The sequence below is a fragment of the Thalassospira sp. ER-Se-21-Dark genome, assembly GCF_017922435.1.
GTDB lineage: Bacteria > Pseudomonadota > Alphaproteobacteria > Rhodospirillales > Thalassospiraceae > Thalassospira.
Window position 1 is genome coordinate 992,684 of record NZ_VDEZ01000001.1, and the last position, 15,290, is coordinate 1,007,973.

15 protein-coding genes and 1 tRNA gene are annotated in these 15,290 nt (G+C 56.1%); 6 read left to right on the forward strand and 10 right to left on the reverse strand.

What is annotated here, in order from left to right; all coding sequences use genetic code 11:
• Window positions 1-51 precede the first annotated feature (51 nt).
• On the reverse strand, window positions 52-1,053 hold the full coding sequence (locus FHI25_RS04535; RefSeq protein WP_210515477.1) for an NADPH:quinone oxidoreductase family protein: 1,002 nt from the start codon (window positions 1,051-1,053) through the stop codon (window positions 52-54).
• A 128-nt stretch (window positions 1,054-1,181) separates the two neighbouring features.
• A complete protein-coding gene (locus FHI25_RS04540) occupies window positions 1,182-1,487 on the reverse strand; it encodes a hypothetical protein (protein WP_063086648.1) in 306 nt (101 codons plus the stop codon).
• A gap of 349 nt (window positions 1,488-1,836) precedes the next feature.
• Here FHI25_RS04540 and FHI25_RS04545 point away from each other — a divergent pair.
• Together FHI25_RS04545 and FHI25_RS04550 are read left to right on the forward strand one after the other, a co-directional pair.
• Window positions 1,837-1,926, forward strand: a tRNA-Ser gene (locus FHI25_RS04545).
• Window positions 1,927-2,079: 153 nt separating this feature from the next.
• A complete protein-coding gene (locus FHI25_RS04550; RefSeq protein WP_210515479.1) occupies window positions 2,080-2,262 on the forward strand; it encodes a hypothetical protein in 183 nt (60 codons plus the stop codon).
• Window position 2,263: 1 nt separating this feature from the next.
• Here the strand turns inward: FHI25_RS04550 and FHI25_RS04555 are convergent, their stop codons facing one another.
• Entirely contained in the window at window positions 2,264-2,770 is a 507-nt protein-coding gene (locus FHI25_RS04555) for a MarR family transcriptional regulator (protein ID WP_210515481.1), read from the reverse strand.
• 82 nt (window positions 2,771-2,852) lie between these two features.
• On the opposite strand from FHI25_RS04555, the gene FHI25_RS04560 reads away from it, so the two are divergent.
• Together FHI25_RS04560 and FHI25_RS04565 are read left to right on the forward strand one after the other, a co-directional pair.
• Window positions 2,853-3,764 carry an EamA family transporter gene (locus FHI25_RS04560; RefSeq protein WP_064787747.1) on the forward strand — a complete coding sequence of 304 codons (912 nt, stop codon included), beginning with the start codon at window positions 2,853-2,855 and terminating at the stop codon, window positions 3,762-3,764.
• 36 nt (window positions 3,765-3,800) lie between these two features.
• Window positions 3,801-4,463 carry an NAD(P)H-binding protein gene (locus FHI25_RS04565; RefSeq protein WP_210515483.1) on the forward strand — a complete coding sequence of 221 codons (663 nt, stop codon included), beginning with the start codon at window positions 3,801-3,803 and terminating at the stop codon, window positions 4,461-4,463.
• Window positions 4,464-4,541: 78 nt separating this feature from the next.
• Here FHI25_RS04565 and FHI25_RS04570 read toward each other — a convergent pair whose 3' ends face one another.
• From FHI25_RS04570 to FHI25_RS04600, 7 genes are all read right to left on the reverse strand, one after another.
• Entirely contained in the window at window positions 4,542-5,315 is a 774-nt protein-coding gene (locus FHI25_RS04570; protein ID WP_210515485.1) for a pyrroline-5-carboxylate reductase, read from the reverse strand.
• Complete coding sequence (thpR, locus tag FHI25_RS04575; RefSeq protein WP_210515493.1) at window positions 5,312-5,908, reverse strand: RNA 2',3'-cyclic phosphodiesterase; 597 nt, start codon at window positions 5,906-5,908, stop codon at window positions 5,312-5,314. The genes FHI25_RS04570 and thpR overlap by 4 nt, the downstream gene beginning before the upstream one ends.
• A gap of 27 nt (window positions 5,909-5,935) precedes the next feature.
• Window positions 5,936-6,802, reverse strand: a complete 867-nt coding sequence (locus tag FHI25_RS04580; RefSeq protein ID WP_210515495.1) for a pirin family protein — start codon at window positions 6,800-6,802, stop codon at window positions 5,936-5,938.
• A 103-nt stretch (window positions 6,803-6,905) separates the two neighbouring features.
• Window positions 6,906-7,946, reverse strand: a complete 1,041-nt coding sequence (locus FHI25_RS04585; RefSeq protein ID WP_063086634.1) for an NADP(H)-dependent aldo-keto reductase — start codon at window positions 7,944-7,946, stop codon at window positions 6,906-6,908.
• 139 nt (window positions 7,947-8,085) lie between these two features.
• Window positions 8,086-9,204: an FIST C-terminal domain-containing protein gene (locus FHI25_RS04590; RefSeq protein ID WP_197146184.1), complete on the reverse strand. Its 1,119-nt coding sequence runs from the start codon at window positions 9,202-9,204 to the stop codon at window positions 8,086-8,088.
• A 208-nt stretch (window positions 9,205-9,412) separates the two neighbouring features.
• The gene (locus FHI25_RS04595) at window positions 9,413-10,117 is read right to left on the reverse strand and encodes a J domain-containing protein (protein ID WP_008888530.1); all 705 of its coding nucleotides are present in this window, start codon (window positions 10,115-10,117) and stop codon (window positions 9,413-9,415) included.
• A gap of 880 nt (window positions 10,118-10,997) precedes the next feature.
• The gene (locus FHI25_RS04600; RefSeq protein WP_210515497.1) at window positions 10,998-11,723 is read right to left on the reverse strand and encodes an arylesterase; all 726 of its coding nucleotides are present in this window, start codon (window positions 11,721-11,723) and stop codon (window positions 10,998-11,000) included.
• Window positions 11,724-11,891: 168 nt separating this feature from the next.
• Here FHI25_RS04600 and FHI25_RS04605 point away from each other — a divergent pair, with 168 nt between their 5' ends.
• On the forward strand, window positions 11,892-12,638 hold the full coding sequence (locus tag FHI25_RS04605) for an ABC transporter ATP-binding protein (RefSeq protein WP_008888532.1): 747 nt from the start codon (window positions 11,892-11,894) through the stop codon (window positions 12,636-12,638).
• Entirely contained in the window at window positions 12,635-15,193 is a 2,559-nt protein-coding gene (locus FHI25_RS04610) for an FtsX-like permease family protein (RefSeq protein ID WP_210515499.1), read from the forward strand. Before FHI25_RS04605 ends, FHI25_RS04610 begins: the two co-directional genes overlap by 4 nt.
• The last annotated feature ends 97 nt before the right edge of the window (window positions 15,194-15,290 follow it).

Below are 15,290 nucleotides of genomic sequence, written 5' to 3' on the forward strand. Positions count from 1 at the left end.
TTGGGACGGGCTCATCCTATACCAGCAATGTGCGTATTGAAATCCGCCTATTTACCTGTTTGGACGGCAATCAATCACAAGTTTGCCGGTTGCCGTGCGTTCGCGAATGGCCGTCAAGGCATCCATCGCATCTTCAAGACGATAAACCGCCGAGATCATCGGCCGGATCGCGCCGGATTTCAGGCGCTCCAGAAGCTCTGCCATGCCGGCTTGCGCAATATCGGCATTTTGTTCGAGATAGGCGCCGAAATAAAAGCCGATTGCGGTGACATTCTTGACCAGCAGGATATTGGCCGGAATTTGCGGCACGGTGCCGCTGGCAAAGCCGATCAAAAGCATGCGCGCACCGGGCGCAACGCAGCGCAGGCTTTGATCAAAGACATCACCGCCAACCGGATCATAAACAACATCGACGCCCTTTGGCTGACCAAGGCTTGCCGTGATTTCACGCACCCGGTCGCGGATATTTTCGGATTTATAATCAATGACATGGTCCGCACCATGGTCGCGCGCGATCTGGCATTTGTCCGCCCCACCGGCCGTGGCAATCACGGTTGCGCCCAGAAGCTTGGCGCATTCGACCGCCGTCAGACCAACCCCGCCAGCCGCCCCATGCACCAGAACGACCTCGCCCGGCTTGACATCGGCGCGATACTTCAATGCAAACCAGCTTGTGCCATAAGCGATCTGAAAGGCTGCTGCGCTGTTGAAATCGACACCATTCGGAAGCGGCATCACAAGACTACCGTCGGCTACGACCTGTTCGGCGTAACCACCCCAATCGGGCATGGCCATGACCGCATCGCCGGGTTTGACATGACTGACATCATCGCCAACTGCGCGCACCGTGCCACTGACTTCAAAGCCGGGGGAAAAGGGACCTTCGGGACGTTTTTGATATTTGCCTTGCAGGATCAGGGTATCGGCGAAATTGACACCGCAGGCGGCAACATCAATCAGGACCTGACCGGGCTGCAGCACCGACGGTGCCAGATCAGGGACATCCACCCATTGCGGTACTTCGCCAAATGCGTTGCAAATCCACGCTTTCATCCCGGTTTTCCTGCCTGCTGCGATGTTGATTTCTGGCAGTGTGCCGACTGCACCGGGCGCAGACAAGGCGACAAAGGACTAAACCAAACCGGACAACAGTTAGATGAAGAGCTCTGGCGAACGGGAGATCAGAAAATGCGCTGACGCTTGCGCTTGCGGGTCAGCAGAAGAAGGATGGCGGACGGCACAAACAAGACAACCAGGGCCGGTGCCAGCAGGATCGGCACAAAGATGGTGTCCCATACCCAAACGGAAATGTAGCGCTGGATGACGGATTGCAACAGGTTCAGGCTGCCGGTATCAAGGCGATACCAGAGCTCGCCGGCGGCGACCAGACGAAAACTTCCTGTTTGAAGCGCGGTAATGGAATCATCGACCAGCACAGCAATGCTGGCAAAAAGCAGTAACCATCCCAACGCCCGGAAAAACCACATTATCCTCTCCAAGCGACCTGTCAGGGTCGGTATATTAGAAAAACAACAACAAGCCTAATGGTTTGCAGATAAAGGGTAAAGGGATGCATTTGTATAACAAAACATTACCCATGAGTTGCAAACACCTGACACCAAACCTTACGGATCAGACATCAACAAGAAGTAAAGATGCCGACAACGCCCCGTTTACCAAGGGTTTGCGGCGATTGAATGTCAGAAACACAGGCCATTTTACAGGCAAATCAGTGGGATTTGCGCAAAGTGAAAAAAGAGGCTGATTGGGCCTTGTCAAGCGCGGGCGTCTCGGCTAATGTCCGCCCGCTTTCGCGATATATCAAAGATCGCATGTGGAGAGGTGGCCGAGTGGTTTAAGGCGCACGCCTGGAAAGCGTGTTGGGGTGTAAGCCCCTCAGGGGTTCGAATCCCCTCCTCTCTGCCACTGACTTTAAAGAGCATTTTTCCGAGACATACAGACAAGATCAACCGGCACATATCCACGTGTCAGGTTCTGATTTGTCACGCGTTTTGCACGGCTCCTGACAACAAGCTGTAAGGGCGTCTTGATCATAATGTGCTTTTGCAAGGAAGCATGATGATCAAATATTTTTATCCTGACGGCAGCCACTGTTACCGCGCCCTGCATACAGCACACGCGGTCTTTCGCAATGCGGATGGCAAGCTGATCGCCCGCGCCGAAAAGGCGGACGGATCGGGCATGTATGAGTTTGAAATCGCAGGCTTTGAGCTTTTAAGCTCAGGGATCGTTTATGACTAACCTAGCTGTCTTCTGAATTCTCGGCAGAATTCATCGCCGCCAGCCATTTGCGCAAGAGCCCATCAAGCTGTTCGAGTTCTTCTGCGCTTAGTGCTTCGAGCATCTGATGCTGGTTGGCGACATGCTCGGTAACGGCGGCATCAATCAGCTCAAACCCCTTGTCCGTCAGGGCGATGACAAAGCCGCGCCCGTCCTCCGGGTTACGCTGGCGGGTGATCAGCCCGGCCTTTTCCAACCGATCAAGGCGGTTGGTCATGGTGCCCGATGTCACCATGGTCCAGTCAATGAGCTCTGATGGGCTGAGAGCATAGGGCGGGCCGGACCGGCGCAGTGTCGCCAGAACGTCAAAACTTGCCAGCGACAGATCGTATTTTTTGAAAACACGTTCATGTGCGGCACTCAAATGGCTGCGCAGTCGTCCTATCCGGCCAATGACGCCCATTTGGGTGACGTCAAGGTCCGGTCTTTCACGGCGCCACTGCGCAAGAATGCGATCAACTTTATCCATGGTTCGGATTCTTCTCAGAATTTTATCTTGACGTCAAGATTTCTGAATATATCTTGAAGTCAAGATAAATGGAGATGCCACCATGAACCGAACAACCGATTTATGCCTCACCGCTCTTGCCCCGATCATTTGGGGCAGCAGCTATATCGTCACCACGGAAATGCTGCCTGATGGCTTTCCACTGACTGTCGCCCTTCTGCGTGCCCTGCCGGCCGGATTGATCCTTTTGCTTGTTGTGCGGCAATTACCGCCTGCTGGCTGGCGCGCCCGCGTGTTTATTCTGGGCGCGCTGAACTTTGCCGTTTTCTGGTCGATGCTGTTTGTCGCGGCCTATCGCCTGCCGGGCGGTGTGGCGGCGACACTTGGCGCGATCCAGCCGTTGCTGGTGCTGTTTCTGGCGCGCTTTGCGCTGGGATCCGGGATTACGATGCTGGGCATTATCGCTGCCATTTCCGGCTTGATCGGGGTCGCGATGCTTGTGCTTGGCCCGACCAGCAGCCTTGATCCGATTGGCATTGCAGCCGCCCTTTTTGGTGCCGCATCCATGGCAGCCGGCACCGTCATGACCCGCAAATGGCAGCCGCCGGTATCACCGCTGACCTTTACCGCCTGGCAATTAACCGCGGGCGGGATCCTGATGATCCCGGTAGCCCTGATCCTTGAGCCCGGCTTCCCGGTGCCGACCGTAACCAATCTGGCCGGTTTGGTGTGGCTCGGTCTGATCGGGGCGGCCCTGACCTATTACCTGTGGTTCCGGGGCATTGCGCGCCTTGGCCCGACGACGGTGACAAGCTTTGGCTTTTTGAGCCCGACCAGTGCGGTTTTGCTCGGCTGGGTAATTCTGGGCGAGGCCCTGAGCCCGCTTCAGATGGCAGGCGTGATTGTTGTGCTGGTCAGTATCTGGCTGGGTCAGCGGGCGGCGCGTCCTGCGCCTGCACCAGTGGCTGAACCAGCACCAGCGGCGATCAACGAACCCGCCCCGCGCACGACATAAAAACAAAACGCCCCACAAATATACAGGAAACGTCCGATGAAGATTGTTCTGTTTGGTGCCACCGGCGATGTCGGTACCGCCACCCTGCACGAAGCCCTAAAGCGAGGCCATACCGTCACCGCGATTGCGCGCAATATCCACAAACTGGCCGATATGCCAGACAGCGTCGCGCGCGAAAGCGTTGATGTGCTGGCCAAGCCAGACCGCGTTGCCGAGCTAATGACAAGCCATGACGTTGCGATCAGCGCACTTCGCCCGATCAGCGGATCAGAAAGTTTGCTGGTTGAGATGACCCGCGTGTTGCTTGATGCGGCGCGTAAAACAAAAGCCCCGATTTACCTGACCGGTGGGGCTGCGACCCTGAAACTGGCCGATGAAAGTGGTCATACTGTTCTAACCGCGCCGGATTTCCTGCCCGATGCCGTGCGCCCGATTGCAGAGGCCTGTGCAAAGCAGGATGCGCTGTTTAATCAATATGAGGATGTGCAATGGACCTGCCTGCGCCCGCCGGCGATGCTGATCGAGGGGCCGCTGACCGGGCAATATGTGCGCGGCACCGATACGCTGATCCCCGATCACGACGGGGTTGCGCGGATTTCCTATGCCGATTTCGGTTATGCCATGGTTGATCTGATCGAAACCGGCAATGGCGGTCAGCAGCGCTTGACGGTTGGGTATCAGAACAGGGCGGCGGCCTGAGAGCTCAGCACGCATTATATAAACAACAGAAAAACGGGCGGCCTTGTTGGTCGCCCGTTTTGCGTTGCTTGACGGTGCTTACCCGGAGGCCTTGATCCGCGCGAAGACTTCATCAAGGGCGGTATGGATTGCGTCAGTACCCTTTTCGCGGATGAAGGTTTGGGCCACCTGTTCATTCAGGCCACCGGCGGTGATGTGGCCCTCATAAAGATCAGCAAAGCTTTGATCGGGGGATTTGTCGGTATTTTGCGCAAGGCCGGAAAACAGGGCAGCAAGGTAGCGCCTGACATCGGCATAGTCGGATCCCTGTTTGACCATCCACTGGGCGGCACTTTCCAGTACGGTGAAATAGGTCGCCATCAATGCACTGCCGGTCGCGTAGCCATCAAAGGCATCAATGGTTTCAGCCGCCACCGCGCCGCCCAGCTTTTCAAAAAGGGTCATTACACCGGGCGAGCCGGGATAAACCGCCGTGACACAGGCATGATGTTCGACCGGTGGCAGGGGAATGGCGCGATCACATTGCGCGTTGGTGCCAAGCCAGACTTTGAGATCAGAAATCGGGATGGTGGCGATCAGACTGACAATCTGTTTGTCATCAGGCACGCGAAGGGCGGACAGGACATCACCGGCAATCTGCGGCAGAACCGCCAAGAAGATCATATCGGATTGATCAATGATCGCCTGATTGTCGTCTTCGACCCGCACCCGATCAAAGTCGGCGGCGAGCTTTGCCGAGATATGTCCGCTTCGGCGCGAGACGATGATTTCATCTACTGCGTAATCAGATGTCAAAAGACCACGAATGACCGCATCGCTGATGGCGCCGGTTCCGATAAAGCCAAGTTTCATTGAAAATCCTCTGTTGCGAAGGCCTCTGAGAGGTCTGGCTCAGGAAGCGGCCCATCCTTGCCGTCATAGGCGGCAATCACGCGAAATTCCGGACCATCCGCCGTTGCGTGGCTTTCATACAAACAGAAACGATCAACGGTGAACACCCGTGATGACACATCGCCATGATCGACAATCGCCTGTTCGACGACGGCACGCGCAGCGTCACGGTTACGCCCCAACGTAATATGCGGGGTGAATTTGCGCATATCCATATCCGGGCATTCTTCCAGCGCCAGAAGCGCATTTTCCACCCGATTGGCAAGTGTACGCAGAGCCGGTTCATCCTTTACCCCGGCCCAGAAAATGCGAACCTTGCGGTTTGAGGCAAACATATCAAGGCCCGATACCTGCAGATCAAAGGGCTCGAACGCCACTTGTGACAAGGCCTGATCAATCTCACCCGCCAGACCCGGATCGACATTGCCGATGAATTTCAGGGTGATGTGCATGTTTTCCGGGGTCTGGGCATCAAGCCCCTTGATCGCACGCCCCAGCGGATAAAGGTCGGTCGCAATATCGTGGGGAATTTCCACACCAACAAACAAACGCATGTCTTCGATCCAATTCTGATGCGGTAATTAGCCGGTCGAACGTTCAGGCAGCGGCAAGGCGTCATCTTCGCCATCAATCTGCGGGAACTTTCCCGCCGCCCAATCGGATTTGGCCGCCTCGATCCGTTCCTTTGTGCTGGCGACAAAGTTCCACCAGATATAGCGCCGGCCAACCGGCAGGCCGCCCAGCAGCATCACCCGGCAACCAGTTTTGGCAACGATATCGGGGATTTCTTCGGGTGCGACATAGATAAAGCTTTCAGGCTTATAGCTTTCGCCGTCAATCAGTAGCGTACCGGACACAACATAAATCGCCCCTTCCTGATTTTCGCCGGGCAGAAGAAGCTGCGCGCCTTCGTCCATTTCGACATCAAGGTAATAAAGCTTGGATTTGACCGGCACGGGGGCGGTTTTGCCAAAGGCCTCACCGGCGATCAGGCGCATGTGAAGCCCGGCATCCTCGATCACGGGCAGGTCATTTTTGGCAACGTGATAAAAGGCGGGATCTGATTCCTCTGCCTCGTCTGGCAGCGCGACCCATAGCTGCAGGCCATCGAGTTCATGAACGGAATTGCGGACCGCATCGGTTTCGCGTTCGGAATGGGTAATGCCGCGCCCGGCACTCATCCAGTTGAGATCGCCCGGTGTGATTTCAAGATCACTGCCCAGACTGTCACGATGGAGGATCGCACCCTTGAACAGATAGGTCACGGTCGCGAGACACGTATGAGGATGCGGCGGCACATCGATGCCCTGACCGGGTTGGAATTCGACCGGCCCCATATGATCGAAAAACACGAACGGACCGACGGAACGCACATCGCGATGGGGTAAAACGCGACGCACGGAGATACCCCCCAGATCGGATTCCTTGCCAAAGATCAGCTTAACCATATGTCGCCTCCGTTCTGGTGGTGGGAAAAGCGGCGGGATAAACCGCCGCCTTTCAAAAGTCTCTGGTCAAATTCTGCGAGCAAAATCTGACCATCCTGTGACCTTACGGGCAGGGATAGGTATAGACCTGATGGATGTTTTCGATTTCTTCGAGAACGCTGTCCGACAGGGTGATGTTGGCCGAACCGATATTGGATTTCAGCTGTTCCATGCTGGTCGCGCCAATGATGTTGGACGTCAGGAACGGGCGCGAATTGACATAGGCCAGCGCCATCTGGGCCGGATCAAGACCATTGTCCTTGGCAAGTTTGACGTAGGCTTCGGTTGCCTTGACGCCATTTTCGGTCAGATAGCGGCCAAAATACTGCGGCCATTTGGTCACGCGGGTGCCATCCGGGCGCGCACCGCCAAGATATTTGCCCGACAGCGCCCCGCCGCCCAGCGGCGAATAGGCCAGAAGACCGGCATCTTCACGGATCGAACATTCGGCCAGACCGACTTCATATTGCCTGGTCAGAAGGCTATAGGGGTTCTGAACCGAGACAACGCGCGGCCAGCCATTCTTTTCGGCCAGCTCAAGGAACTTCATCAGGCCCCACGGGCTTTCATTCGAAAGGCCGATATGGCGGACCTTGCCGGCCTTGACCAGCTCATCAAGCGCTTCGAGGCTTTCCTCGATCGGGGTGAATTCCTCGTCCGGCTCGTGGGTGTAGCCGAGCTTGGAGAAGAAGTTGGAATTCCGATCCGGCCAATGGAGCTGATAAAGATCGACATAATCGGTTTTAAGGCGGCCAAGTGAAGCGTCAATCGCCTCAAAGATCTGCCCGCGGGTCAAACGCGGCCCGCCACGCACATACGGGAAACGATCCGCCGGGCCGACAATCTTGGTGGCGATCACCAGATCATCGCGCTTTCCGCGTTTTTCAAGCCAGTTGCCGATGATGGTTTCGGTCGCGGTAAAGGTCTCTTCCATCGCCGGGACCGGGTACATTTCGGCAGTGTCGATGAAATTGACTTCGTTGGCAGTGGCGTAATCAAGCTGTTCGAATGCTTCTTCCTGGGTGTTCTGCTGGCCCCAGGTCATGGTGCCAAGGCAGATGACGCTGACATCAATGTCTGTACGCCCCAGTCGACGATATTCCATATGAAATTCCCCTGTCTTATGCCGCCCGCACTGATCGATCAGGACGGCACATGATTTTGCAATGGTATGAATATATCCGCTTGGCCGCGCGATGAAACCGTTTGCGGGCAAATTTCTTATGATTTGAAATTTCGCGGCCTTAGATAAACAGGGTCAAAACCCCGGTATAGCCATAGAACCGGTCATTGCAGATTTCGCCGTTGCCGTAAAAACCGGTCAGTGGCAAATCACCCAATTCATCACGGATGATCATCATTTCGCGGCTTTCGGTGCCAAACAGATGCGGGCCACGGGCGACACAACTGCAATAAAGCGCCCCACGAGGCTTGCCCGGCAGACGTTTTTGCAAATCGCTTAGCATGCGACGCAAATCCTGTTCGGCGGCGGCCCCGTCACGGCGGACAAAACGAATGGCATCGCCCGCCTGCACATCGCCACTGATCGCGATCATGTTGTTGTGGGGGTCAATCCCCATCAGATTGCGCACGACAAAATCACCGGTGTCAGATCCCGGCACCATCAGGGCCGCATGATAGCGCCCGGATGCCATGGATTGTTCACCGCCATCTGCTTCGAGTTCTTGCTTAAGCACATCAAGGGCCGGGCGATCATCAAGGGTGGAGATGATGCCTTCGCGTCCCTCGGTCACACGGTGAACCGGGCCGATTGGCGTGCAGGCCTGGCTGATGCCGACCTGAACACTGGTCTTGCCATCAAACAAAACGCCCGACAGGCCACCATTAACCACCCGGTCGGCAATCTGCGGTGCGCCGCGTTCCCCCGATGCGATGCCCCCAACCAGATAGGTCGAGCCCAGTCGCGCCAATTCGGCCAGTTGGGCGAGGCTTTCCGGGGCAGCGGGATCGCCATGCACCAGGCCAAAGATCGGCTGCAACCGGTCAATCGCGCTTTGCAGGTCGCGCGCATCCAGATCGGCCTCGGTCTTGAGCGGCTCAAAAATATGGAATTCATCACGGGCAAAGGGGGCCACCATGACAGAGGCCGCCGGAACACCGAAATAGGCCCGGCCCGATCCGCAGACGCCAACGCCGGATGTTCCGATCCAGTGTTCTATCGAGAGACGGGAACGCAGGAAGGTCAGGATACTGCCAAGATCATCGGCCAGCGGTTCGGAGACATACAAAAAGGCCAGCGCTTGTTTGGGCAGTGGTTCTTTTTCGAGAAGTTCTGCAAGCTCGGATGCGACCGAAGCCCAGTTTTCGCCGCTGGCATGTGCCGCCCGAAATTCCGCCGTCATGCTGTCTCCCGTTGCTGACTGGTCAGGGTGTCCGGGTCTTGTGCCCGGTCGATAACCAGAAATATGATGCTTACATCCAAGCCCAGTTAAATCTAAGCCCAGTTACATCTAAGCCCAGTTACATCTAAGCCCAGTTACATCTAAGCATTGGGCTGCCCCTTCGACAAGGGCTTGGGCGGCGGTTCGTGATACGGATCGATACAACCGATCAGGAAACGTGTTTGCGCAGGATCTCCATCGCGGCATTCAGCTGCGTCATGCGCTGGTGGGAGCCATAATTGCTGTCGGGGTGGTGGATGGCGGCGAGAACGCGGTATTTGGCGCGGATGGCGCGCAAATCCGGCCGCGCACTTGGCGCAAAGCCCATGACATGCAGCGCCTCGTTAAAGGTGGTCACCCCGCGGTCCAGCGGATCAAAGGCAAGGTTATCAACAATCTGGCGCAGACGTTCGAGTTCTTCACGCGATTGCAGAAGTTCGACGGGTGGCTCTGCCTGACGTTTTTTAAGCGCGCGGGCTTCTTCGAGCGCTGCACGTTCTGCGGCGAGAACATCGGATTTCTCAACCCGCATATTGACATCACCCGCATCGAAATCGATCGCCATTTGCAGTGCCTTGCGCACGGTGATCACCGAAAAGCCCGGTGGCAGGCGCAATTGCAGCCGGGGTTTGCGCCGCCAGGGGCGCCCCTCGGCCGGGCCGGACTTCAAGACAATGGTTTCGCGATCGCCCTTGGGCGGGTCGCCGGGGTCCTGATAATCCTCAATCGCCTTTTCGGGCACGATCAACATCACCGAACGCGCGAGATCGGCGGCATTCACCCCGCGCCGTTCTGCCAGTTGCAGCACAGCGTCACGAAAGATCGAAGAACAGGGGATGGTGTAGGACTGTTTGACGGTGGAAGAAGACGACACTGAACAATCCCTTTAAGGCATTGAAGTATTTAACTTAAATCTGGCACCTCCGGACACCGAAAGCGCAGGTCAACCGCACCTTTCCGCCCGATGACATGAAGTGTATCGATGGATTTGACCCCCGGCAACTGCATTTGCAGTCAAAATTGAATCGCTTCCGATTCATTCACAGGCCTATCGGCGACTCGTTGGGAATCCATGGAGTCCCCAGAAAAACGCCAACACATTGATATAACGAGATATTTGTTTTACGGCGTGCATTTCAGGCACTTTGGACACCTGTTTGGTTTCCCAATAGTTATCCACAAGCCATAAGTGTCGCCTGATTTCGGAAAATTTGATTAACTTATTGATATTAAGTAATTTATCACATGGTGCACTTGCGATGCCCCAGCCCTGCCGGAAAGGCAAAAAAGGATCAGAAACCCGATAATTGGATAACAGCCTCGGAAGAGGCGATTGGAAAAACAACATACGCAGTAGCAGAAACGCTGTTCGAAACAGAACCGAAAGTAAATGAGGTGTTAATTTTACACCAAACCACGTGTTTTGGTCCCCAAATGGGGATTTTCAGGCGAAATTCAGGGTGTTCGCAAGACACTTGAAACCTATTTAACTTATTGATTTTTATGATATTTTGGTCTTCTCGCCGCGTTGACTTCGCCTTCTGAAGATCCAGCAGCTTAATCATTTCGGTTTGTTGACGTTTTCTATCTACATACGTAGTTTTTTACGCGTCACAAGCGTCGAAATTGCGCCAACCTGTGTCTCTGTGAAATTTTATAACCTGTCGGGACGCGCACAAGCCCTTGGAAAACCGACGGTTTTGCGCCCCCAGATCATGAAGCGTCCGGCATATACCCAGGCAGGCGCTTCGCGCTTAGCTGGCATCAGTGGTTTGTAGCAGGTCGACGACATCGGGCAGGATGCGCTTGACGATCACGTCCACGCCATCGGCATTGGGATGCATGCCGTCATCCTGATTGAGCTCCGGCTCGGCAGCAACGCCTTCGAGGAAAAATGGATAGAGATCAACCTGATAGCGGCTGGCGAGATCGGGATAGATGCTGTTGAATTCATCGCCATATGCGGTCCCCATATTAGGCGGGGCCATCATACCGGCCAGCAGGACATCAACATCCATGCCGCGCAGCTTTTCAAGGATTTCTGCAAGATTTTCACGGGTCTGGGATGGTTCCATCCCGCGAAGCGCATCATTGGCACCAAGTTCGAGCAACACCGCATCGGGTTTTTCAACCAATGCCCAGTCGAGACGCGCCAGTCCTGCCGCCGTGGTATCGCCCGAGACGGAACTATTGATCACCCGGACATCATGGCCGGCTTCCTTAAGGGCGGCTTCAAGCTTGGGCGCAAAGCCGTTTTCATGATCAAGGCCATAGCCCGCCATCAGGCTATCGCCAAATAAAACAAGGGTTTTTGGCGTCTGGTCGCTATCCTGTGCCTTGGTTTCATAGGCAAACCCGGCCATCCCAAGGGTTGCAAGGGCAAGCGTGGCAAGGGCCAAACCGGCGGATTTGCGAAGGCGTGATACCAACTTATGCGTGAACTTGATTACAGTGCGACCTTGCCCAAACGCCAAATTCATTACAAATCTCACCTTTACATGCTGCGAACTTGCCGGAGCGGTTTCCGACCGTTTACCCTTAAAGAAGTTATTCAGATCAAAAGAAGTCTGAACCAGAAACGTCCTGATCCGTAAGCTTATGTAGCCTGCTTTGTTGATCTTGCAACGGACAACCCGATAGGACCCGAAATGAGTGTGACCGAAACCACCACGATACCGGAACAAAATGTCGCCGCGTCTGGTGAAGCGCCAAAACAGACAATTGATGTGCAAAACCTGAAGCTGCGGCTGCAGGGTCCAGCCGGGATTGTCGAGATCCTCAAGGGGGTTGATCTTGCGATTGGTGCGGGCGAACGCGTCTCGCTGGTCGGTCCGTCCGGGTCGGGCAAGACATCGCTTTTGATGGTGATCGCCGGACTGGAACAAGCCCAGGAAGGTGTGGTGAAGGTCTGCGGCAAGGACCTTCGCGCCCTTGATGAGGACGGTTTGGCGCTTTATCGCCGCCATCATGTCGGCATCGTGTTTCAGGACTTCCACCTGATCCCGACCATGAGCGCGTTGGAAAACGTTGCGCTTCCGATGGAATTCGCCGGGCGCGCAGATGCCTTTGAAAAGGCACGCGAAGAATTGGAACTTGTCGGGCTGGGTCATCGCACCGATCACTATCCGGGCCAGCTATCAGGCGGGGAGCAACAGCGCGTTGCGCTTGCACGTGCACTTGCCACCGACCCGGAGCTTTTGCTGGCCGACGAGCCGACCGGCAACCTTGATGGCACGACCGGTGAAACGATTATCGAATTGTTATTTGATCTGACCAAACGGCGTGGCTCGACCCTGCTTTTGATTACCCATGATCCCGCCCTTGCCAAGCGGTGTGACCGCACGGTGATGCTGCGCGACGGCGAAATCGTTTCGCATCTGGAATCGCAGTCATGAGCACATCTGTTTCCCCCACTGACGGTGCGGACCGCCTGTGGTCCATCGCCTGGCGGGTCTGCCGGCGCGAGTTGCGCGGCGGGCTTTCGGGCTTTCGTATTTTTCTTGCGTGTCTGGCGCTTGGCGTCGGGTCGATTGCCGCTGTCGGAAACGTTTCGGAATCCGTTCTTTCAGCGCTTGAGCGTGACGGGCGGAAGCTTTTGGGCGGTGATGTTGAACTGCGCCTGACCCATCAGGAAGCCACCGGCGATCAGATTGAGTGGTTGCAGGAGAATACCGAACGCGTTGCCGAACTGGCGACGATGCGCACAACGGCCTATGGCCCGGACCAGCGCCGGTTGGTGGAGCTTAAGGCGGTTGATGATGCCTATCCTCTGTTTGGCGAGATGGAGCTTGCCGATGGGGTTCCTTTTGACGGGATCCTTGACCAAAAAGATGGCGTCTGGGGTGCTGTGACCGAGGCCGGCTTGCTTGAGCGGCTTCGCATCAATGTCGGGGATACGGTTGCCCTTGGCGATATTGATGTTCAGATCCGTGGCGTGATTGCGACCGAGCCCGACAAGGCGGTTGGTTTTTTCAATTTTGGCCCGCGCCTGATGGTATCGATGGACGGATTGATGGACACCGGGCTGGTGCAGCCGGGCAGTCTGATCCGCTATTATTACGCATTGGATATCAATGACAATGAAACCCCGACCGTCTTTCGCGAACGGCTTGAAGAGCAGTTTGAAGATGCGGGCTGGCGTATTCGGGATACGGCCAATGCCAACCCCGGCCTGAAGAGGTTTATCGAGCGTCTGACCCTTTTCCTGACGCTTGTTGGTCTTTCGGCGCTTCTGGTTGGCGGCATCGGGGTGGCCAATGCGGTGCGCAGCCATATCGAAAGCAAAACATCCGTCATTGCCACCCTTAAATCCATCGGGGCGTCGCATGGCTTGGTGCTTCGGATTTACTTCCTGCAGATCCTTGTTCTGGCCCTGATCGGCATTGCCATCGGGCTTTTGATCGGTGCGGTGACACCGGCTTTGATTGCGCCGCTCTTGTCGGGGCGCCTGCCGATTGATGTGACACTTGGACCGGCATTGCCGTCCTTGATTATTGCAACAAGCTTTGGCGTTTTGACCACCCTGGTGTTTGCGCTGCCATCCTTGTTGCGTGCGCGCGAGATTCCGGCAGCACGATTGTTCCGGGCCAGTGCCGGTCTGTTTAGCGGCAGTCCGGTGCGCAAGCGTGACCTGCCCTATATCGGGGTGCCGCTGGTGCTGTTGCTGATCCTGACCGTGTTGACCGCAACCGACAAGGCGATCGCGCTTGGCTTTATTGGCGGGTCGGCGGCGGCCGTGGTGATTTTCACCTTTGCAGGACAAGGTATCGTATCCCTTTCGAAACGGTTGATTACGGGTCGCAGTGCCTTTTCCAGACTGGCGCTGGCCAACCTGCACCGTCCGGGCGCAAGCACGGTACCGGTTGCGTTGTCGCTTGGATTGGGATTGACGTTGCTGGTGACGATTTCCGGGATCGAGGGCAACCTTGATAACGAAATCAACGAGAACCTGCCGGACTCTGCCCCGGCTTTCTTCTTCCTTGATATCCGCCCTGATCAGATCGAGCAGTTCCGAGGTCAGCTTCTCGCCCAAGACAACGTTTCGGATATCGAACAAACACCGATGCTGCGGGGGCGGGTAACGGCGGTCGATGGCGTTAATTCCAACGATGTCGGGCCGGGTGATGATCGCTGGTTCCTGCGTGGGGACCGTGGCCTTACCTTTGCCGCCACCCCGCCGCCGGAAACCAAGCTGGTGCGCGGCGAATGGTGGCCAGCCGATTATAACGACGCGTCCAAGCCACTGGTGTCGATCAGTGCGGATATCGGTAATGCGTTTGATCTGGAGCCGGGCGACACATTGACCGTCAATGTGCTGGGCCGCGATATCACCGCCGAGATCGCCAACTGGCGCGAGATCGAATGGCAAAGCCTGCGTATGAATTTCGCGATGGTGTTTTCACCGGGCCTGATCGACAAGGCGCCCTATAGCCTGATCGCCACCGCCCATATGCCGCGCGAAATGGAAGAACCGGTTGATCGCATGATCGGCATGGACTTCCCGAATGTTTCGGCCATCCGGGTGCGTGAAGCGCTTGAAGCGGCCAATGCCATTCTGGCCGGGATCGGAACGGCGCTTAACGCCACCAGCATGATTGCGATTGTCGCCGGCGTGCTTGTCCTTGGCGGGGCGGTTGCGGCCGGTCGGCGCAAGCGCATTTATGATGCCGTGGTGCTCAAGACCCTTGGCGCGACACGGGCCAACATCCTTTATGCCTATGCGCTGGAATACGGGATCCTTGGCCTTGCCACCGGGGTGATTGCGGCCGTGGTCGGATCGGTTGCCGCCTGGTCGGTGCTGGTGCTGATCATGGAAGCCAACTGGGTTCTTCTGCCGATGACCATTCTTGGTCCGATTGCGATTGGCCTGTTTGCCACGCTGGCGGCTGGCTTTGTCGGCACCTGGCAGGCATTGCGCAGCCCGGCAGCACCGTTGTTGCGCAACGAATAAGCCCACAACTCCAAAACCTGAAACAGACAAGGCCGGATCCAGATGGACCCGGCCTTGTTTTTTGCAAAAACCGTTTCGAAAACGATCTGAATTGATT